This is a genomic window from Sphingobacterium sp. UBA2480 (genome assembly GCF_002341965.1).
Taxonomy (GTDB): domain Bacteria; phylum Bacteroidota; class Bacteroidia; order Sphingobacteriales; family Sphingobacteriaceae; genus Sphingobacterium; species Sphingobacterium multivorum.
Genome location: NZ_DDPA01000007.1, coordinates 439639 through 459835 on the forward strand (window position 1 = coordinate 439639; position 20197 = coordinate 459835).

The 20197-nt window shown below is 43.2% G+C and carries 19 protein-coding genes; 13 read left to right on the forward strand and 6 right to left on the reverse strand.

The window, feature by feature from the left end:
* Positions 1 to 9: 9 nt before the first annotated feature.
* Both B3600_RS15170 and B3600_RS15175 read left to right on the forward strand, forming a co-directional pair.
* Positions 10 to 1362, forward strand: a complete 1353-nt coding sequence (locus B3600_RS15170; protein WP_286753528.1) for a RagB/SusD family nutrient uptake outer membrane protein — start codon at positions 10 to 12, stop codon at positions 1360 to 1362.
* 5 nt (positions 1363 to 1367) lie between these two features.
* Entirely contained in the window at positions 1368 to 2633 is a 1266-nt protein-coding gene (locus B3600_RS15175) for a TlpA family protein disulfide reductase (RefSeq protein WP_286753529.1), read from the forward strand.
* A gap of 97 nt (positions 2634 to 2730) precedes the next feature.
* Here B3600_RS15175 and B3600_RS15180 read toward each other — a convergent pair whose 3' ends face one another.
* Positions 2731 to 2958, reverse strand: a complete 228-nt coding sequence (locus B3600_RS15180; RefSeq protein ID WP_286753530.1) for a hypothetical protein — start codon at positions 2956 to 2958, stop codon at positions 2731 to 2733.
* Between the two features lie 268 nt (positions 2959 to 3226).
* Positions 3227 to 3841, reverse strand: coding sequence for a hypothetical protein (locus B3600_RS15185; RefSeq protein ID WP_286753531.1), 615 nt, complete (start codon positions 3839 to 3841; stop codon positions 3227 to 3229).
* Positions 3842 to 4077: 236 nt separating this feature from the next.
* Here B3600_RS15185 and B3600_RS15190 point away from each other — a divergent pair, with 236 nt between their 5' ends.
* The 9 genes from B3600_RS15190 to B3600_RS15230 all read left to right on the forward strand — a co-directional run bounded on the left by B3600_RS15190 (position 4078) and on the right by B3600_RS15230 (position 9950).
* Positions 4078 to 5082, forward strand: a complete 1005-nt coding sequence (locus tag B3600_RS15190) for a hypothetical protein (protein WP_286753532.1) — start codon at positions 4078 to 4080, stop codon at positions 5080 to 5082.
* Positions 5083 to 5252: 170 nt separating this feature from the next.
* Positions 5253 to 6308: a hypothetical protein gene (locus B3600_RS15195; RefSeq protein ID WP_286753533.1), complete on the forward strand. Its 1056-nt coding sequence runs from the start codon at positions 5253 to 5255 to the stop codon at positions 6306 to 6308.
* A 101-nt stretch (positions 6309 to 6409) separates the two neighbouring features.
* Positions 6410 to 6751, forward strand: a complete 342-nt coding sequence (locus B3600_RS15200; protein WP_286753534.1) for a hypothetical protein — start codon at positions 6410 to 6412, stop codon at positions 6749 to 6751.
* A 240-nt stretch (positions 6752 to 6991) separates the two neighbouring features.
* On the forward strand, positions 6992 to 7120 hold the full coding sequence (locus tag B3600_RS15205) for a hypothetical protein (protein ID WP_286753535.1): 129 nt from the start codon (positions 6992 to 6994) through the stop codon (positions 7118 to 7120).
* 146 nt (positions 7121 to 7266) lie between these two features.
* On the forward strand, positions 7267 to 7911 hold the full coding sequence (locus B3600_RS15210) for a DUF6266 family protein (RefSeq protein WP_286753536.1): 645 nt from the start codon (positions 7267 to 7269) through the stop codon (positions 7909 to 7911).
* Positions 7912 to 8002: 91 nt separating this feature from the next.
* Positions 8003 to 8557 (forward strand): DUF6266 family protein, encoded by a 555-nt coding sequence (locus B3600_RS15215; RefSeq protein WP_286753537.1) that lies wholly within the window; start codon positions 8003 to 8005, stop codon positions 8555 to 8557.
* A gap of 30 nt (positions 8558 to 8587) precedes the next feature.
* Positions 8588 to 8974 carry a hypothetical protein gene (locus B3600_RS15220; protein ID WP_286753538.1) on the forward strand — a complete coding sequence of 129 codons (387 nt, stop codon included), beginning with the start codon at positions 8588 to 8590 and terminating at the stop codon, positions 8972 to 8974.
* Complete coding sequence (locus B3600_RS15225) at positions 8893 to 9483, forward strand: CHAP domain-containing protein (RefSeq protein WP_286753539.1); 591 nt, start codon at positions 8893 to 8895, stop codon at positions 9481 to 9483. Before B3600_RS15220 ends, B3600_RS15225 begins: the two co-directional genes overlap by 82 nt.
* A gap of 11 nt (positions 9484 to 9494) precedes the next feature.
* Complete coding sequence (locus tag B3600_RS15230; RefSeq protein WP_286753540.1) at positions 9495 to 9950, forward strand: hypothetical protein; 456 nt, start codon at positions 9495 to 9497, stop codon at positions 9948 to 9950.
* 119 nt (positions 9951 to 10069) lie between these two features.
* Here the strand turns inward: B3600_RS15230 and B3600_RS15235 are convergent, their stop codons facing one another.
* Positions 10070 to 10525 (reverse strand): PA2169 family four-helix-bundle protein, encoded by a 456-nt coding sequence (locus B3600_RS15235; protein WP_286753541.1) that lies wholly within the window; start codon positions 10523 to 10525, stop codon positions 10070 to 10072.
* Between the two features lie 305 nt (positions 10526 to 10830).
* Between B3600_RS15235 and B3600_RS15240 the strand changes: the two genes are divergently transcribed.
* Entirely contained in the window at positions 10831 to 11814 is a 984-nt protein-coding gene (locus B3600_RS15240) for a YihY/virulence factor BrkB family protein (RefSeq protein WP_286753542.1), read from the forward strand.
* A gap of 96 nt (positions 11815 to 11910) precedes the next feature.
* Positions 11911 to 12096, forward strand: coding sequence for a CsbD family protein (locus B3600_RS15245; protein ID WP_046675215.1), 186 nt, complete (start codon positions 11911 to 11913; stop codon positions 12094 to 12096).
* A gap of 51 nt (positions 12097 to 12147) precedes the next feature.
* Here B3600_RS15245 and B3600_RS15250 read toward each other — a convergent pair whose 3' ends face one another.
* From B3600_RS15250 to B3600_RS15260, 3 genes are read right to left on the reverse strand one after another with little or no spacing between them, the layout of a single operon-like run.
* Positions 12148 to 12411, reverse strand: a complete 264-nt coding sequence (locus B3600_RS15250; RefSeq protein ID WP_286753543.1) for a SemiSWEET transporter — start codon at positions 12409 to 12411, stop codon at positions 12148 to 12150.
* Between the two features lie 45 nt (positions 12412 to 12456).
* The gene (locus B3600_RS15255) at positions 12457 to 14787 is read right to left on the reverse strand and encodes a BamA/TamA family outer membrane protein (protein ID WP_286753544.1); all 2331 of its coding nucleotides are present in this window, start codon (positions 14785 to 14787) and stop codon (positions 12457 to 12459) included.
* On the reverse strand, positions 14753 to 20161 hold the full coding sequence (locus tag B3600_RS15260; protein ID WP_286753545.1) for a translocation/assembly module TamB domain-containing protein: 5409 nt from the start codon (positions 20159 to 20161) through the stop codon (positions 14753 to 14755). The genes B3600_RS15255 and B3600_RS15260 overlap by 35 nt, the downstream gene beginning before the upstream one ends.
* Positions 20162 to 20197: the final 36 nt, after the last annotated feature.

Below are 20197 nucleotides of genomic sequence, written 5' to 3' on the forward strand. Positions count from 1 at the left end.
GTTATGATGATGAAAAGAATTTTTATCCTAGCAGTACTGGCTATGTCAATCCTTTCCTGCAATAAATACCTGGATCTAAAACCAGATATTAAAATGGCCATACCCAATACCTTGGAAGATGCCAATTTATTGCTAAATGATTATACCAATCTAAATGGTGGCTATCCCATATGGGGCGAAATTGGAACTGACGACTATTACCTCACTAAAGAACGGTGGGAATCGGCATCCAATGTCGAGCAGCGAAATGCCTACCTGTGGGCTGATGAGCCTTATCTGGATGTCGTGCAATGGCAGCGCCCTTACAAGACGGTGTACATTGCCAATCAGGTGCTGGATGTTCTTTCTAAACTCAATCCGGCAGAAAATACCAAAGAATACAAGCGCCTGACAGGTGGTGCTTTTTTCTATCGGGCATTTGCCTTACAGCAACTGGCGGCGGTCCATTGCCCAGCTTATGTAAAGGCGCAAGCGGTAAATGAGCAGGGGCTTCCACTGCGTTCCAGCCCAAATCTGGATGAAGTATCCAAACGATCATCCCTACAGGAGAACTATGCTCGGATTATCGCTGATTTCTCAAAGGCTGCTGCCAACCTCCCTGAAGTGGAAGCGGTGAAAGGACGACCTTCAAAAGCAGCAGCCTATGCTGCGCTTGCAAGGGTGAATCTTGATATGGGAGATTTTGCTAAGGCTTATCTATTTGCAGATTCCTGTCTTAGCTTGAGTCCGGAACTATTGGATTACAACTCGCTCAAAACCACAGATGCATTGCCAATTCCGCGATTTAATGTAGAAGTACTGTTCCCCGCTTTAAGTGTAAACCTTGGGATACTGGGGACGACAAATGCACTGATCGATACGTCACTGTATCAGTCCTATGATGCGAATGATTTGCGAAAAGCTATATTTTTCAGAAGCAATGCCAACCCATCAGGATCCTTTTATTTTAAAGGAAGTTACGACAAGAATGCAGCCACCATGTTTGTGGGGATTACGACAAGTGAGATTTACCTGGTTAAAGCAGAGGCGGCCTGTCGGATAGGGAGGGTAACTGAGGCGTTGTCTGCATTAAATACCTTATTGAAGATGCGATGGAAAAAAAATGTACCAGTAGAGGTCAAGGAGTCGGATCCAGATAAGTTGCTGAAAATAATTTTGGAGGAGCGAAGGCGTGAGCTCGTATTCCGGGGAAGGAGATGGGCGGATCTAAAAAGATTGAATCTAGACCCCAGATTTCAAAAGACGCTGGAACGGAGAATTGGAAATGAAGTATACAAACTTGATCCAAATAGCACTGGATATGCTTATAGACTTGCGGAGCCGGTGATCATCATCGGTGGATTGGACCAAAATAAACGATAATTAACATGAAAACAACGAACAAAAATATTTTAGCCTTTATACTGTTGTTATGCTGCGCTACCCTTTGCGCACAGCCGAATTTTAAATCAGATTTGGCGAAAAGTTTGAAAGTGGGTGACACTTTCATTGCACCTAAGGCTGTCTTGTCCATGCGAGGTGATGGCAAAGCCATCGACTGGAAAAAATTGGAAGATAAAGTTATCTTAATCGATTTTTTTGACTCCTTTTGTGCAAGCTGTATTAAGATCATGCCCAAGCTACAGAAACTACAGGAGCAATATGGTGATAAAATAAAGGTGATCACGGTGACCTGGCAAGATAGACAAACGATGAAAAAGTTATTTGAAACCAATGCCTATCTTAAAGAACATCAGGTAAATCTTCCAGTGATTTATAGTGACAGTTATTTAAAGCAGCTTTTTCCTCATCAAGGAGTGCCGCATGAAGTACTTTTATATAAAGGTAAGGTGCAGGCCATTACTTCAAGTGAATTTATCACACAGCAAAATCTATTGCAGCTCTATAATGTAGGGGAAATTGATCTTCCCCTTAAAGATGACTATGGGAAAGCCGATCTTTTCCATAAGACAGATCTAAATACAGAAAAGTTAAAAGCTGGTGTAATGATTTCAGGATATCAAAATGGTGTTCCCTTTCAGGCTTGGGAATTTGTACAGGATACCGTAACCGGGCAGTATAAAAGTTCAACCTATAATAATTCACTTTTAGCCGCATTAAGGGCGCTCGCTAGTAAGGCAATGATCAATACCAGTATCTATATGCCCAGAAAAGAAAGAATCATATTAAATGTTAAGGATACGAGCATTTATGATGATTTCGAAAGAAAGGGCTTTGAGACATGGCTTGTTAAAAATGGATTTTGTTATGAACGGTACGATCAATTTAAACGGTCAGACTCTGCTCAGGCAAGGATAATTTTGGAGGATTTTAAAAACTTCTTTGGTATATATGTCTTCGAGGCAAAACGTAAGATCAAGACATTGGTACTCAAACCATGCTCACCGGCAAAAGACGCAAGGGTAATGGGGGCGAAAATCACCCGAATAAATACAAGTGAAGCCTTGGTTCTTTCCCTGGATTATTCAGAAAAGTTTCCACCTGCCAAAGATAAGGTGAATTATAAGGGAATAATAGAATTGAACCCGTTTGATACACTTGAGCAATTAAACCGTCAACTGATCTACTATGGTATAAAAGCTGAAATTGCTGTAGAAGAAATGGATGTATTGGTCATAGAGGAAAACAAATAGATTACAGAAGTTTCAATCTATCAATAGTTAAATATAAAAAGAAGGATCTGGTGCGCCAGATCCTTCTATAATGAGCATTATACTGCTATCCTCTTAATTAAGCGGGACGAACTTTTAATTTCACATTAGTGGTGTTTGCCTGATTGTTCAGTGCTTGCACCATCTCCGAAAGGATATTTGTATCCAAATCGGGGTGACCACCATCATTGGTAGCTTGGATCGCACACAGTTGTTGTGGTGTCCCAGTACATGATGGTTGTGAACTCGATAATGTGTAGTCGGCTGGATCAGCTGGATCTGAGCCTGTAAAAGAAAACCATGCCATATTGACCTCCGTTCTTTTAGTAATAAAATATCATAATTTACTCCAAATTGGTAACGCCCCATTCTTGGAACGGCTGTGCTGCCTCAAATCTTGAGTCCGCAATCAGCATTTTATTATGGCTGTACCCCTGCGGGAAATACCGCAAATTTATTCCGAAACCATTTCTTGTTTTTCCCCATGTCCTTAATCTTTTAATTTTTCTTCTTTCGTTAATTCAAAGATATCGTTGAGTTTTTGGCTAAAACGAGGACAACAGTTGGCCTAAAATTTACTTTCGTCGTACATGTAGTCGTTTAGCCCGCCGAATAGTTCGCACCGACATATGTAATAGCCGGGCCTGCTGGGTTTGTGTAAGTGCGTGACAAAGCTGCGGCAAATGATCTGCAAAATAGAAGTAACGATCTGTGGATATAAGCAATGAATCCATTACCCGGAGATGGTCAAGCTGGTATTTTTTCTTATTGACCAATAGATCAATCAACGTATCAATCGCCTTTTCTTGGTTACGATAGGGCGCTATTGCTTTGTAGGGAATCTTTAAGACTAATCCTGATCTTAAACAGACAATATCACCCAAAGCAGGACTTTTGCTAAAAAAATGCATCGTCGTAAAAAATCCCATATTGGGTAGGGCTACGGTCATAATCAGTTGTTCATCCCGATCAGGGCAATAACGCTCTTTGGCCAATATGCCTACTAATACAATGTAGAGTGCGGATTGCATATGCGGCATTTCCGACAGGGTATCACCTCTTTTCATCGGTATAATCTCTCCATTTTTCAATAGCCAGCGCTTATGAAAATCTTCAAGGCCGGGATGTAATTTTTCCCAATAGCTGTAAAATATCGCAAGCGAATTGTCTTGTGAATAGTATGTTCCCATTTGGTTAAATCGTTATTATAATATGGCATAGCATATTCAATAATAGGCTATTGCTCACAAGGTTTATATATGTTTTCTGTATTCAATTAGAAATGAATTTCGAATAAAGTAAATTTAAATGCTAAGAAGTTTATTCAAAAGGTAATTGTTTTACTTGAGAGTCTGCATTTAGGTAAATATATTACCTATGTTGCGCCTGTTTAATTGATATATTTACAGTCAATTATTTGCCAAATATGATCAAAACGAAAAGTAACCCTAGGTGGTATGATTATTTTATTTGCATTGTTGTCGGTATTTTTGTGGTCGCTATCTGTAATTTTGCGGCCTATGTTCCCGCGCTCCGCTCTTTACCCCAGCCTCATTATGATGAAATGATGGTAGACCGGATTATCTGGTCTCTATTGTCGGCAACGACTTTGTATGTATTTTGGTTTTGTGTTGTTATGGTCGTCGTGCAATCAGATTTTAAATATAGACCTCCCCATTATCTGATATTATGGTCGATCCTGCCTTACATATTAAACAACTTACTTTTCGGATATGCCATCTTCAATCAGCGGCGAAATAGTAGCGTAATGGACGAAGCTTTAGATGTAGTTTCTCCTTATGGGGGTGAATCAGAAATTTTGGCTTTTTATCAACAGGTTGATTTAAAATATTACTTATCCGCAGTAATATTTGGCTATTTTGTATTGATCTGCTTCAAAGGATATCGAAAGCGAATGTTTGCAATTTTGAGTACTGAGTCTAAAAATCTACCTAAAAAAACAAGCTCAAAAGATATTGAAGACAAGAGGTTAATAGAAGAAGCACAAAAGCTTGCCAATACATTTGTCGATGCAGAGAACTTTAAATCTACTGATCCAGATAGTGAGGCGTTAGATGTGGAGTTTTTCGCGTTTATACATGGGGAAGGTTTTGATTATGTTATCATTAACGAAGGTCATGCCATCCCTTTTTTAGCCGATGACGACGAAGCGCTTGATACGAGCTTTGATGGAATTTTTATACATATCAACAGCACGCTGTATATTCGTGCTGACCATATTATGTTATTTGATCTGGAAAAGAACTATATTATTATATCTCCTGTACTTGAAGCGCTGTTTGAAAAGATCAACAAAAAAAGCGTTCAAAATAAACTTTATTCTTACCGTTGTCTTCATAAGCCCGGAGGCTATTACCAGATAGAGCCTACGTTGGTAGCTAAAATAAAAAGTAGATTCAAAATGGATTAGCAAAAAATTAATATTTTATTTTTAGCTACCTGTTGGTAAAATTTTTACCGGTAGATAAATCGCTTGGTAAAATAATAGTTTCACATAAAGTTTTATTTTTAATCAATTTTGATTCGTATTATATTTAAAGTTTATTATTTTAAATAATTAACTTTAGCTTTATTTAGTTTATGCCACCTGATATTGAAATACAACTTGCCTTGTTTCAGATTATCGATGAAAAAATAAAAGATCCTGAACGAGCAACCGCTGAAATGATGGAATTGCTTTGCATTGAAAAACGTTCCCTACGCAATCGACAAAGGGGGACTACATATCTGACCGGTCCAGAATTTTACAGGCTTACTCGTCATTTCGATATTCGTATGTACGATATTGAAGGACAATTGGAGAAGCGGATAGAAGCAACCAAACCGCAAAAATCTCAAGGCTTGATAGCACAGAATATATTGTCAATCGACTCTAACTATAGACCCTTGTTGCACCTTGAATTTACAGATCTTCAACAATATATCGAAGCCCTCTGTGAGGAGATGGAAAGCCTAGTCCGTAGGGAAAGTGCCTGGATGAAAATGGTATGCTCCGAGGTACCACTGTTTCATCTGGCAGGATTTGAGCAACTGGCCTTTTTTAAGATCTTTATGTACTATCATCATATTGTGGACGAAGGAATTACCTTTGAAGAGTTTCTGAGAAAAGTAAAACACTTGGACTTGCCATCACGCTTTCGTACCATATTTGAAAGCTATGCCGCTATTGACAGTGAAGAAATATGGGATAGACACACCTTTGAAAAGCTGCTCCGGCTCATTGATGAATGTCATGTATACGGTAAGTTTGAGCAGCAGGAGACTGTTGAAGGACTGCTGGACGAGGTTGATAAACTCGTGAAATACCTCAACCCGCTTATTCAGGGAGGCAAAAAAATAAAGGGAGCATCGATCGAACTCTATGATTTTGAATCGGTCATTAGGGAAGGAATTACACTGATGGGAGTGGGGAATAAGCCTGCAAAAGCATTTTTTACCTTATTTATGCTGCAAAATGTCAGCACCACACATCCGGAAATACTGTCTTTTCTGGAACTTGCATTCCATGCAATTTTAAGAAGATCCAATCTGATGGTCAAAAGCTCAAGTAGGCTAAAAAGTAGTTTTATCAATTTACTTTCTGAACAGGCTTTGCTATACCGAAATAAAATCCTTAAAATTCATGAACAAATGTGATCATGCAACTTGTGTCCGTTAAAATCTTTACTTAGTATGAATCCGATCAATTGGTTTTCCAACAATGGAGGGGGAGGACGATTGATCCTAAATCCCAGTCTATGAATAAATACATACATTGTGAGGGCTGTTTTGACATTTCTGCGAAACCAAAAGAATGTCGCCAGCCCTGTTTGCATGACGCACTCAGGTATCTTGTTGACAAGATCACCGATTCCTCTGAGCAGATCAAAACGTTGATTCTCCGAAAACTACCCGATCCACCCCTGCAGCTTGTCCACAGCAAAGAAGTATGCCGCTATGTAGGCATTGTGTCAAAGACACTATACCGTTGCGAAAAACAGGGACTGATCCTCCCATTCAAAAAAGACCATACAGGCAAATATTTTTTGCATGCAGATATGGTAGACTTTAAAAAGAAATACCACCACCTTCCGGATTAATTCCTTGAGATCCTAACTTTCTGTTTTCTTCTTTCGTTTAGTTTTGATTTTTGGCGCTCCAAAGCCAAGCCTTACTTTCTACCATCAGCTTTCTATTTCTTCGCCCCTTCTTTAAATCTTCTTCGCCAACGATTCGTATCTCGTTCGTAATGCTAATTGTATTCGCCTACAGATGCTCCACTGTTCGCCTACTAATAGCGTAGGGAAATTGTAGGGAATAGGTAGAGAAACAGTAGGCGGATGTCGAATCAGATATGGACAAGTCCCGAACAGATCAAGAGCAATTTGCCTACGATTATGGATGATGAAGGTTACAAAGTCCGAGCTCATGTGGTCAGCAAATGGACATTTATTAGCCTAGTTGATTGATGAGAAAAAAGAGCCCGGACAGCGACCGGACTATCCCTTTTCGGACCTTGATATTCCATTTTATTGATTTTATGTTTGTTGGTGTAAAGCGTGGTATGCCGGTATAAATCAAGCTTTTACAGTGTTAAATTTTAAAAAATAATATCATGGGAACAATTAGAAAAGGTGCAAATGGTGGATTCAGCGGTAAAGCTGGATCAGTAATAGGAGCGAGCTGGAAAAGCATTGATTATATCCGTGGGCTTTCAAAAAAGAGCAATAAGCCCGCAACGGAAGAGCAACTGATACAGCAAGCACGGTTTTACACCATTGCCAAGTTTATTATGCCAATCGCACCTTTTGTGCAGGTAGGCTATTCGCAGGTCAATGCGAATACGATGACGCCGACAAATGCGGCGCTGCAGGCCAATATTAAAACAGCTGTTGTAGGGACTTACCCCAATTTTACGCTTGACTATGCAAAGGTACAGATTTCCCAGGGAAGTTTGCAGCCCGGTGGAACGGTTAAAGCGGAAGTCGGCGCAGGCATATTAATGGTCAGCTGGACAAATAAAGCCATTGAAATACAGAATGGTAATCTTGACGATCGTGTCTATATTTTGCTATATCATCCTGAGTTGGATGAATTTATGACAGCACCAGAAACCCCGACAAGGGGATTGGGAGCGGCAGATATTGAACTGCCCGAACACTTTCTGGGCGGCAAGGGACAGCTATGGCTCTTCTTTGCCGATCGTAAGAACAAGCGAATCAGTCGGACAAACTATCTAGGTGAGTTTGATCTGGTATAATGAATGAGTAATATGGCCGGTACATAGTGCCGGTCATATTATAAATTATAAGGTGTTTACCCCCATATAGATGGGTTTAATAGTAAATAAAATGAAAATATTGTCGAAACAAAAAGATAGAAAATCTTTTGTGGTTAACGGAACAGAAACGGTCCGCATGAAATTCACCAAAGCGCGGAAGTTTCTCAATCCGGTGAATTATATTCTGCAGATGGGCTATGCCTCACGTAAAAATAGAAAGTCGGCTATCGGGCGGGCAATGTCTGCCATACTGCAGCATGCTATGGTGGGTACTTATCCCAATATCGAGGTTGACCCCGCCAAAGCAAAACTGAGCGCAGGCATGAAGTCCGCGTTGAACGTAAATTCAATAGAGCGAAAAGGAGCAGGTATCACGCTCACTTGGGATCCGATGGCGGACCGGATAAGACGCAATGAATGGGATGATGGGATCATCCTATGTGCTTATGCTGTTGCACAAGAATTGGCTGCAATCAATGAAGAAGCAACCCTGCGGCAGGATGGTAAGTTGCAGCTGCGGCTGCCGGAAGGCATGGAAGTGCTGCCCGTACACCTCTACTTGATTGTGCATGATAGAGACAAAGCTAATTTTTCGGATAGTCAGTACTTAGGACTATTTGAATAATCTTGGATCAGATTATTTATAATAAATTCAATGATAACATCACAAAAACAAATGGTCTCCGATATCGAGGATATCTATTGGCCTTTAACAAATAGGCAGCTGCTCGGAATTGTGCTTGCTAGTCTGCTCGTATTTTTTATTGCCGCAGGCATTCTGCTACAAGCGGTAGATCCCACGGCAGCGGTCGTGGATATCGGTATTGTTTCGGTATTGCTCTTTGCCGTATTGGCGACCCTATTGGTCATCTACTGCTGCTACTGGTTGCAAGAAATACTATGGCAGCCTTTTAAGCTCTTTCGTCAGCAATTTAGTGTTCACTTTAATCAATTGACATCATGGCAACAATGCATTATTTATTTTTCGGTTTTCTTTCTGTCGCTGTTATCTTTCTTGGCGGTTTTGGCCATCGTGCTTTAGAGCGACATATAACAGGAAATCAGCACAGATCTCTGCTTAAAGGGGCCATACCCAGGCAGGAGGATCGAATAGAAAAAAATCGCAAAAACATTGTGGATATTGCTATAGCGGAGATTGGAGTTAGGGAAGCCACAGGCCACAACGATGGCAAGCGGGTCGAAGAATACCTAGCATATACTGGTCTTGGAAAGGGCCATGCCTGGTGTGCCGCTTTTGTCTCCTGGTGTTATGGCCAGGCGGGCCTTGGAGCTCCGCGGAATGCCTGGAGTCCGGCACTGTTTCCGATGGCCCGTCGGTATACGGCCCAGCAGATCAACCAGCGTACTGTGCGGCAGGCAGATCTCTTCGCCATCTATAGCTCCAGTCTCCAACGTATCAACCACGTGGGGATTGTGCGCAAAAAGGAGGACAATTGGATCGTAACCGTGGAAGGGAATGTGAATAATCGTGTATTGTGTAAGCGGCGTCCCTTGGCTACCATTTATGCCTTTTCAAATTGGCTGGACTGAAAGGAGAGGATATGGTAAGGTATATATACAAGCGATTACTTTTTTTTACAGTCTTTTTGTTTCTCTGTTCCTGTAAGCTTTATCAAAGCAGGAAGAAGGAAGATCGGCGGGAAGAGAGAATTCGGTCTAGTTACAATCAGCAAGCGGATGTCCTGTACAGTAGGCTGAAAGACAGCCAATCACGGTATTGGCTTTTTTGGACGGACAGCAATTTTCGCTTTCATCCGGATAGTGGTTTGATTGCACAAAGTGGTCAACTGGCGATGCTGGAATCGAAGGTAAATACAAGTGCAAAAAATGAGCTTTCTACAAAGAGCAGCGAAAGCTTCCTGCAGACGCAACATAAGCTTAGCACGGAGAAAAGGAGCGCATGGGCAGTTCCTGATCTTTGGCTCATCGGATTTGTTTTTCTAGCAGTTGCTATTGCCTGGAAATTTCGAAAATTTTTTAAAACATTCTTACGCTGACATTGGTTTTTTGGATACCTTAGGCAAGTTAGATTATCGTGTTTTATAGGCTAGGTTTTAGTTTCCTAGCCTATTTTTTTTTTCTTAGTTTCTTCGAAATTAACTCATCAATTCAGAATTTAAATGCCGCACAGGATTTTAATATTTTCGTGCGCTTCGCGCTGCTGGCTGAGCTGAATTTGGATCAGGTTTTTGGCCCCAATCGATAGCTTGTTTTCCTCCGCAAGTGCTTTCTCATAAACTTCACTGAAAGCTGCCTCACCCCGTTCACATTGCTCCAACAAAGACTGCATCTTACCGCCCGTTAATTTTGATTTGATCACCATCCACAACCGGAAAAGTTCGCCGCTCAGTTTTGTCCGGTCGGTGGCGTATTGACCGGCGAGCTCAACCAGCGGACTGAGTTCAGCAATAAATTTTTCAGACTGCGCAGCGAGCTGATTAAAAACAGCCTCCCGGGCACCTTCGCCCTGCTCGTTGGCCAGATCAACAGCCAGCTTGTATCCTTCGATGCGGTCATTATTGATTTTAATAAGGTCATTTAAAATATTCGGGTCGTTCTGATTACTTTTCATCTTTTCGTTATACTATTTTTAATCTTGTGTGCTGTTTAATCTTATATGCTGTTTGTAGAGGAACAAGGAAGATTAATCATTAGTTTGTCTTTATTTCTTTTATGATAATTTGTGGCAGCTTACTGCTTGATTTTGAGCGGACTTATTTCGTGTTTCCTCGCATAAGCTATGCTACTACGCAGACGGAAAATGTATAACGTAGACTATATTTTCCTAAAAAAACAAACGTTCTGTCCTATTTAAGAGTTTCTTTCTTAGAAAACAAGTCAGATTTTGAATAATAAAGATTAAAAAACACAAGCGCAATGGACGTAAAAAAGGAAAAGACAAGCAAGCTACAAACCTATTGGACCATACTGAAAAATACGGTATCGGGATTTATGAATGAAGACTCCATGAAATACAGTGCTTCATTATCCTATTATACCGTTTTTTCCATTGGCCCCATTTTAGTTTTAATGATCGCATTGGCCGGAATATTTTATGGTGCCGAAGCCATTCAGGGAAAGGTTTTTACCGAACTGAACGGTTTAGTGGGCAATAGCGCCGCCAAACAGATTGAAGAGGTCATTCAGAACCTCCAGCTGTCGGGCAAATCCAATATGGCCCTGGTGATCAGTATAGTGACGCTGATTATTGGAGCAACCACGGTTTTTGGCGATATGCAAAACTCCATCAATAAAATATGGCATGTACGCCCAAAACCAAAAAAAGGTTGGTTAAAACTAATTCAGGACCGGTTGCTATCGTCATCGCTTGTTATTGGACTGGGCTTCCTGTTGGTGGTCACCTTGATCGTCAACGGTATTATTTTGGCCCTGACCGGACAGCTACAGCGCTATTTTCCGGAAATAACGGTCGTGCTGTTGAACGTCATTAATTTTGTCATTTCCTTTGTGGTTATTGTCATCCTCTTTAGCGTGATCTTTAAAACCTTACCCGATGTCAATATCCAATGGAAGACCGTTCGTGCCGGGGCCCTATTTACGGCTATATTATTTGTTATCGGCCGTTACCTGATCGGCATCTATTTAGAACGTTCGGCCACGCAGGATACCTACGGTGCGGCAGGCTCATTTGTGCTCATCTTGCTGTGGGTATATTATACTGCAGCGATTCTCTATTTCGGTGCGATTTTTACACGGGAGTACGCGACAGAAATGGCCATACCGATCGAACCTTCTGAATTCGCAGTCCATGTGGAAACGCAGGAAATTGAGCGGAATGTCGATGAAATACCGCCGGCACCACTGGATCCCGAGGAAACCACCATTGATACGACTGAGTAAAATTGCCGTGAACATTTTTTAACATTTGATAACAATTTTTTTTAAACGATTCCAGCTGCAGGCTGTTCTATCTATAAAAAAAGAAAGGAAAATAATATGAGTGAATTAACATGGAAAGGTCGTTGGAACGAAATTAAAGGTAAGGTAAAACAGCAATACGCTGACCTTACAGATGATGATTTACTATATGCAGAAGGCAAAGAAGATGAGCTGGTAGGTAAACTTCAAAAGAAAACAGGTAAAACACAAGATGAGGTGAATAGCTGGTTGAACGGTTTGTAGAATAGTGTTTTCAGGTTAAAGGCGGATAGCAGCAATGTTATCCGCCTTTTTTTATGCCTTTTTTCTGTAAATCAGATAGCTGCCCAGGAGACACAGGTTTACGAGAACAGCAAAGCTGTTTGAATAGATAATGGGCACCTCGCTTTTCATTACCCCGTACCACACCCATAGGGCAAGTCCTATGATTAAGGTTAACAGCATAACAGGAGAAAGGTCATCCACATTCTTTTCTTTCAATACCTTGATCAGCTGTGGCAGCATCGAAATGGAGGTCAAGATCCCCGCGATAATTCCCAATAAGTTTTCGTTGATCATAAGAGAAATAGCTGTTTAATTGTATCATGATTTTGCTCAAATCGACTAAAATGGATAACCGATCGCAAGATTAAACATCAAATTGTCTTTCCGCCATCTTGAACTTCCAAAGTCAATATCTTTCAGTACCCAGCGTTCGCCTTCTGGTAAATAAGGAATGCGGAACGGGATGGAAAAGTCGGTACGCAGGATCAGAAAGGTAAAGTCAAAGCGTAGCCCCAGGCCACCGCCCACGGCAAGTTCCTTGAGGAAATCTTTGCTGAATTTGCCCCCGGGCTTATTCTCATCCTCACGTTGCAGCCAAACATTGCCAGCATCAATAAAGGCAGCCCAATGGACGGGACCCGCTAGTTTGGCTCGGTATTCGGTATTCAGCTCCAGCTTGATATCGCCCGTCTGATCGGCATAAAAAAGTCCATTTCCGAGTCGCTCGGGTGCCACTGTACCCGGCCCGATCGCACGTGCGCCAAAGGCACGGATGCTATTCGGACCACCCACATAATATTGCTTCAGGTAGGGGAGGGAACGCGAATTGCCGTACGAGTAGCTCATCCCGATGCTTACCCGGGAAGCTAGTTGTGAATTTTCGCTGAGTTTGAAATAATGCCTGCCGTCGACACTGGCTTTGATATACTGTGAGAAGTAGGCGTCAAAAAGTTTAAAGGTCTTCCCCTTGTTAAAATCTGCACCTTTGACCAGTCCCAGAATATTGCCCGAAAGGTCCAGATTGCCCTTAAAATAAAAGGTATTCTGCAGGTGCTTTTTCATGGTATTCTGAAAGGTGAAATTATAATTGGGCCCAATCGTAAATTGGGGATCGATCACATGCCGCAACGCCGGAATGGTATCCATCTGCATTTTATAACTTTCCGAAATGCCTCTCGGCTGTACATAGGTGATTTCTATCAACGCCAGATCATGCTGTTTCTCTTCGTTCTCTTGCCAGCTATAACCGTAGCTCAGCGCCATGGAATTGAGGGTATAGGCTTTTCGCCGGTTTAAAAATTCATAGCGTGCCTTGATATAGGTGTTCGGAATAAATTGGCGCGAAGGATTGATGGTACCAAATGGCGTCAATATCCTCGGAAAGGTTAAGGTGGCCTCGGTACCGTACCGGAAATAACTGGAATTGAGGTCGGCATTGCCACCCGTCTGCAGTTCGTAGCCGCCAAATACATTGATATTGAGCTTTTCGGCTCCTTTAAAAGCATTTCGCAGGGTCCAGTTGACATTGACCTCGGTCCCGTTGTAGACGGAAGCCATCTTGCCCAGCAGCTCTACCCGGATGGATTTCTTGGGCAAGGGCGTAAGGTAATAGTACACATCCAGTGCGTTGGGCACTTCCTTGCTGTCCACAAAGTTATTTTTGACAAATTTCCAGCTGTTTAGGTTCACCAGATGGCTGATGGTCCGGTTGTGGGCATCGCGGTTGTAGAGGTCGCCCTGCTTGAAAAAGATGTGATTGGCAATAACAGGTTTGCGAAAGCTGTGTTTTGGATCGATAAAGTAATAACTGCTATCAAAGGGTTCGGCATTCCGGGCCGACCGCTGGTAGCCTGCCCCCGTCTCCGTATAGTTGGGGTAGATATAAATCTTGTTGATTTTGGACGGTACCCGGGCCTGCTCGGGTGTTTCTTTTTTTACTGTGACATACAGATTGACTTTATGGTTGCCGATGGTGCTATCGACCTGCACCAGGATATAGTCTGGGCTAAAATAATAATAACCCTTATTTTTAAGGACATTGTCTATCCGGTCCCGTTCGTTGAGTACCACATCCAAGCTGTAGTTGTTGTTTGGCCGGAGCAGGCTCTCGCCGGAAGTCCCCTGAATATCGCGGCCGAGCTGGGTGGTGCTGTCGACATCAAAGGTGACCGATTTAATGCGGTAGATCAGGTTGGGCTTGGCCGTATAGTCTACCGTTGCTTTCTTGTTTTCAACGGTGGTATCGGAGGTTATTTCGGCATTGAAAAATCCGATATTCTCCAGTCGGTTGCGCAGCAGATTTTCATTGTACTCCCGGTTTACATCGCTCAGCAGTACAGGTTCCTCGCCAATTTTTTTGAGGAAACGTTTTATAAAGTTGCTGTTGGCGGTATCGCCGGCCATATTGTTAAAATAAAGCTTATAGGGCATGCCCAGCACCCGCTTGTTGGGTTTGGGCCGCAGCGATTCGGCCAGGTAGGTCGCCAGTTTCTCCTTGTTTTTCTTCGAAATGGTATCGGATGCGATGTTCACATTCCCCTTCACATACAGGCTCTCGCCTTCGGGTAGGTTTTTGGTCGACGAACAGGCCGCAATGATGCCGCTTATTATAAATAGGCCAATCAGCCCCTGTAGTTTAATTTGCATGGTAAGCCCTTTCTTCGTCTTCATTTTTAATTGCTGTGGTTTTGATCGTGTCTAACTGCTTCGGCGTACTCTTTTTCCCTGCGCTGTTTGCCGTGCTGTCCAGCTGTTGGCGGCGCTGCTGTTCTTTTTCCTGTTCTTCCATGCGTTTGCGGTATTCGGGGCTATGGAGCATCAGGCTGTCGCGGATGACGGTGCGTACGCTGTCCCTATAAGCCGAATCCTGTTCCATACGCTCGACATCAAAACGTTTCCTAAACTTCTTGCTGCCTGTATTGTAATATTCCTTGAGTTTTTTGGAGCGCATAAAGATCTCCTTAAACCGGTTGTAATCCATAGTAATGATAAAACCGATACCCGTTTCAACAAACTGTCCCTGCAAAGTGACCTGGTATTGATTTTTGCGGTAGAATCGCGCAAAGTAGCGCCCATCTTGGGAAAGCTGATAATCCAGCTGTATATCACCGGCAATATTATTGGCCGCCTCACCAGGGCGTGAATTTCCCTCTACTTCAAAGTTAGATCCGATATTGACTTTCAGGCGGTCGTTGAGCAGCATTTTGGAGACACCGATGTTCAGGTCGGTACGCGTCTGGGCAGTTCCGGTGCTGTAATCGTCTGCTGAGGTCAGGTTGAAATCAAGTTCAACTCCCGTAATTAAATCGGAGGCCAGGCGGTTGAGCTGCGAACTCAAAAACGAACTGACGCTATTGCGTACCAGTGCTTCTGTACCCCCGCCACCAGAAAGGCTTTCAAATGGATTGGCCGACATAAAACGCCCCAGCACTATCAGTGAAAAGACTTGTTTATTGAGGTCGGAAGGATTATCGCGTAAGGTCGTCAGGGCATTGTCTACCTTACTGATCACATCCTGCGATACGATGGCATTGTTGGCATTCAGGTCGATATCAAAATTGAGCTGTGGCTGAAACAGTTGGTCTGAAATTTTCAGCAACACGTCAAAAGGTATCTTTTGCTTGTACAAGTTGGCGTTCTGAGTGCCAAGCTGTGGCGCTACAAGTTCTAGCGTAGGGGCTTTTAAGGTATATACTGCCGTAATATTTAACTGCGCGTCCAATGGATCGCCATTCCAGGTAATTGTACTTCCTTTCTGAAATTTGAAGTCTCTGCTGACGGGTCCAAAACTGAACGAATAACTTCCCCGCTCCACGGTAAAAGTGCCCGACATGGTTATTTTACCGCTGGCATCTACGCCGGCATTTAATTCGGCCTCGCCCTGAATGTTTAGGGCATCCTGCGAGCCTGCATCAAGCAGAATCTTAAACTTAGCATCCTTATCGGTCTGCAGGTTCAGGTCGACATCTATGCCCGTCAGTTTGGTGACGGTCATGGAATCTAATCGGGCAAGGGCATTTGCGGTTGCCGTATCGCGTTTGTCCACAAATTCGACCACACCTTTCCGATCGGCCATACCGGGATCATTGTTGGGCATTACCATTGTAAAATCGGTACTGTCTAGTACTTTGATGGTACCGTCCACAACAGGCTTGTCCAGATTACCGCCTACATGCAGATCGGTACCCAGAAACATTTTTCCATAAAATAAGTCGTTATCGGCCTGTGTGGAATTGAGTACTTCAAAATTGTCCATCGCAATATCGAGGTCAAAATCAAAGGCGGTGTAGGTCTGTGTATGGACGGCACCGCTCACCTGCGCCCGATTACCTTTGCTATCTTCGAGTTCAAATTTGGGGAACGATATTCCATTTTGGTCAAAACGGATCTGTTCGTCTTTTGCTTTGAACAGGGCATTGAGCATGGCTACATTAAATTCGGCTTCCCTGAAATTGAGGTCGCCCCTGATCTGTGGTTTCGAAGGAGACCCATTTATTTTTAGCTGACCTTCGAGGTTGCCCTTCGCGTCTTTGAGGTTGCCCATGCTGAAGGCCTGTACGGTCTTCATCGTAAGTGGCGCAATATCCAGGGTGAAGTCCAGTGTTGCGTCTCCTTGTGGCGGATTGATAAAATCACCGCTCAGGACGAGGTTATTTCCGTTTTCAGTAATGCTCACGTTGGCATTGTAGGTGTTTTCTCGTTCATTATTGACTTTGATATTGACATTGCCCACGGTATCTTTTCCGAAGTAAAACTTGTCGACGACAAGATCGGCAACAAAAATAGGACTGCTTTCCAAGCGGGAGAGCGTGGTTTGTCCGTTGATGCCGCCGCCAACATCCAGGCTGTCACTCATAATCATCTTGCTCAGGGTCTCGATGCGGAAGTTTTTAAACGCCACATCAAGCGGTGAGTTCAGGATGCTGTCCTTCGAAGCGATGCGCAGTTCCTGTCCCTTGTTGCTGAGAACAAAATTGTTGGCCAGCAGTCCTGCGCTGCCAAATTTTAAGGTGTTGTTGGGCGCCACATCCCACTTATCGTAGTTGAGCATGAGGCCGTCCTGCAGCAGGCTGAATTCAAATAGGCCATTTTTGGCCTCCATGTTGGCACCCAGATGGTACTGTTCTTTATCCTGCTTATCTTTGATCCAAAGCCCCATGTTGACGATGTTCTGAGCAACCTTACCACTGAAAACCGTATTGGTCAGCTCAATGCTGCTCATTTTAACTTTGTTGATTAAGGCCGAATAATAGAGGGCGCTATCCAGACTGTTGATATCCAGGGTCACATTGTCAATCGCTGTACCCGCATACACAATATGTGGGGCATCCAGTTTGGCCGAGAGGTTTTTGGAGGTACTATTGAAGAGACCGTCCAAGGTAATAGCTTTCATTTCTGTCAGCTGTGGCAGAAAATCCTGAATCAGTCTATTGCGGGTCAGCTGTGCCGAAAATTCGATGATCTGCGGTGAGTAGGCCGGAATCTTGACCGGCTTTTCGGGTTTGTAATAAACCTGAAGCAAATCTTGGACGGCACTTTGCAGCTCCAGAATTTTGTATTTGCCGACCAGGTGGGCATTCAGAAAATCAGAACGTAGTACCAGCTGATTGCGGCTGGTATCGGCTTTGGCCAAGAGCGAGACAGTATCCAGTGCGTAACGATCGGAGTTATATCGGATCAACGAATTGGTAATATGCGCTTCACCATTCAAAAAGTTCGGATCTGCCGTGCTGAAGTTACCGCTCAGTTTACCCCGGTAGCTGAGCGCATCCTGCATCAGGTGTAACTTTTGCAGATTGATGCTGTCGACCAGCAGTTCGAATGCTACTTTGGGATAAGTCGATTTCATATCGGCGCTGGCATTCAGCTTAAGGTTGATATTAGGATCTGGGCTCAGAATGGATGCCTTCATCGCACCTTTATCGGCCGATATATCCATGTCGATATCATGGTAGCGGTAGCCCATCGCATCCAGCCGATTCACTTTACCGTCAAAATTGGCCATCAGTTTTTTAGGGTCGGTACCCCTGCCTTTGATTTTCCCTTCGAAAGAAAGGATGCCCAGGGTGCTGTCCATTTTCATGATTTGACCGATATTGAGGTCACGAACTTTGACTGCCGCATCGTATAGGGTATCGCGCTTGGTCATTTGGACCGTTACATCGACTTTGGCGGTACCTTTTTCGGTCACCAATGCGAGGTTGGTCTTGAAGGCAGTCATTCCACCTTTAAAAGTTCCGCTCAGACCGATGGTATTGGGTAATTCGATTCCGGCAGGCAGCATAGATTTAGAAACCAGTTTTTCGATATCCGAACGGCCGGTCGTCAGTTTTTTCAGGTTGAGGTCTACCGACAATTTATTCATATCAGGTAGTCCTTTCAGATGCAGGCTGGCAATCAATCGGGTATTGGAAAGTGTCCGGAAATCGATATTCGGAATATGCAGGTCATCGAGACGGCCGGTCACGCGGGTGTCGATATAAAATTTCTTGTCGAGCAGGGGCTTCATCACCTGCATGGTGTCAAGAAAGGGCGCGAGAAATCGGATATCGCGCATATCAATATGGCTTTTTGTGATGTTGGCATTGACCGTGATCAGTTCTGGTTTTTTGGCGATGATATCAAGGGAAGGATAACTTAGCTTAACATAATCGCGAATCAGGGTGCGTGGTGTTTCCGCATAGAGATTTTTGATTTCGGCACCGGTATTGGTATACTTAAAATCGGCCTTTAATTGCTTGATGACAAAGCCGGAGTGGTCGGCTGCCATGAGCTCTTTCAAGGATCCGCTCATGGAGTCGGCGCTGTAGTACAGATCGGTTAACCTGGTTTTAAGACCGGGCATTTGGATATTAAAATAATCGAAGCCTTTGATGCGCGGCTGGTTGTCGTCTTTAAAACGGATACTGGTATTGTTGATGATGATGTCTTTGGCTGAGACGACCCAATTCATTTTTGTGGCCGAACTGGTATCTGTTTTGGCAGTGTCGTTCTTTTCTGCCTGGATGTTTGAATTCTCAGTTTTTGCTGCCTTATTTTTTGCGTTGGTTGTTGCCGCATCCACTGCTGCTGTGTTCCCTGTCGTTGCGTTGGTTTTTGTCACCTTGGCAGTAGCCTGTTGAATTTTTCCGACCAGGACATTGTTGTCCGAGCCGTCGAGATCGAGCTTATTGATGTCGACAACCTGTTTGTTTAGATCGATCTTATTGATATCGGCATGGAATTTTTTTAGAACAAATTGCGACTTCAGTGCACTGGACTGGTCCTCATAGCGGACCAAAATATTATTGAGGTCGGCCACCTGTATCCCCACGTCAGGAAGGAGGGAAGTCGTCTGTGCCGTTTTATCAGTGATACCAAAATCTTCTACCGATGGGCCTGCGCCTTCTACGGCGGGTTTCCACTGCTTGACCGTGGCATTAAGTCCGTCGATGTTGATTTTAGGTAGCTCAAAGGCCATGTTTTTGGTCAGGTCAAATTTCTTTATGTTCGTATTTAAACGACCAAGATAGACGTCGGCACTGGTACCGATCACAGCATCGGCATAAACCACATGTATTTTTTCAAACTGTATTTTATCGAGGTTAAACAGCAGGGCAGAAGTGGTGTCAGCAGCAGGTTCACTTTCTTTTTCAGAAGCAAAGGCCTTAACGATATAATCAAAGTTAAAGGCGCTGTCGGGAAGAGTACGTCGTATTTTGGCGGTAATTCCATGGGCTTCCAGGCTTTGGATCTCTACCGTATTTTTCAATAGCTTGAGCATATTGATATCGACGGCAATGCTTTTTCCCGCAACCAGGGTATCCTTACTTTGATCTTCGAGGTAAATGTTTTCGAGGACCAATTTTTTTGGGAAATCAATATTAATGTAACCAATGCTAACTGGTGTGCCGATCTTGCCTTCGACATAATGCGTTACTTTTCCGGCGATATAATTCTGTATACTGGGCAGGTGCAATAAAAAAAGGATCAGCATAAAAAGCGCAATGATGCCGCCAATAATCCACAGTATTGTTTTTAAAGCAATTCGTGTAAATCTGTTCAAGGTGTTTTTCGATTTAAGTTTCCATTAAGGACAACA

Bases quoted from the DNA above. Each gene is read 5' to 3' on its own strand.
- B3600_RS15190 (WP_286753532.1), top strand. From the start codon at position 4,078: ATGATCAAAACGAAAAGTAACCCTAGGTGGTATGATTATTTTATTTGC.
- B3600_RS15250 (WP_286753543.1), bottom strand. From the start codon at position 12,411: ATGATCAACGAAAACTTATTGGGAATTATCGCGGGGATCTTGACCTCC.
- B3600_RS15235 (WP_286753541.1), bottom strand. From the start codon at position 10,525: ATGAAAAGTAATCAGAACGACCCGAATATTTTAAATGACCTTATTAAA.
- B3600_RS15215 (WP_286753537.1), top strand. From the start codon at position 8,003: ATGAAAATATTGTCGAAACAAAAAGATAGAAAATCTTTTGTGGTTAAC.
- B3600_RS15185 (WP_286753531.1), bottom strand. From the start codon at position 3,841: ATGGGAACATACTATTCACAAGACAATTCGCTTGCGATATTTTACAGC.
- B3600_RS15240 (WP_286753542.1), top strand. From the start codon at position 10,831: ATGGACGTAAAAAAGGAAAAGACAAGCAAGCTACAAACCTATTGGACC.
- B3600_RS15230 (WP_286753540.1), top strand. From the start codon at position 9,495: ATGGTAAGGTATATATACAAGCGATTACTTTTTTTTACAGTCTTTTTG.
- B3600_RS15195 (WP_286753533.1), top strand. From the start codon at position 5,253: ATGCCACCTGATATTGAAATACAACTTGCCTTGTTTCAGATTATCGAT.
- B3600_RS15175 (WP_286753529.1), top strand. From the start codon at position 1,368: ATGAAAACAACGAACAAAAATATTTTAGCCTTTATACTGTTGTTATGC.
- B3600_RS15205 (WP_286753535.1), top strand. From the start codon at position 6,992: ATGTCGAATCAGATATGGACAAGTCCCGAACAGATCAAGAGCAATTTG.
- B3600_RS15255 (WP_286753544.1), bottom strand. From the start codon at position 14,787: ATGAAGACGAAGAAAGGGCTTACCATGCAAATTAAACTACAGGGGCTG.
- B3600_RS15245 (WP_046675215.1), top strand. From the start codon at position 11,911: ATGAGTGAATTAACATGGAAAGGTCGTTGGAACGAAATTAAAGGTAAG.
- B3600_RS15220 (WP_286753538.1), top strand. From the start codon at position 8,588: ATGATAACATCACAAAAACAAATGGTCTCCGATATCGAGGATATCTAT.
- B3600_RS15210 (WP_286753536.1), top strand. From the start codon at position 7,267: ATGGGAACAATTAGAAAAGGTGCAAATGGTGGATTCAGCGGTAAAGCT.
- B3600_RS15200 (WP_286753534.1), top strand. From the start codon at position 6,410: ATGAATAAATACATACATTGTGAGGGCTGTTTTGACATTTCTGCGAAA.
- B3600_RS15180 (WP_286753530.1), bottom strand. From the start codon at position 2,958: ATGGCATGGTTTTCTTTTACAGGCTCAGATCCAGCTGATCCAGCCGAC.
- B3600_RS15170 (WP_286753528.1), top strand. From the start codon at position 10: ATGAAAAGAATTTTTATCCTAGCAGTACTGGCTATGTCAATCCTTTCC.
- B3600_RS15225 (WP_286753539.1), top strand. From the start codon at position 8,893: ATGGCAACAATGCATTATTTATTTTTCGGTTTTCTTTCTGTCGCTGTT.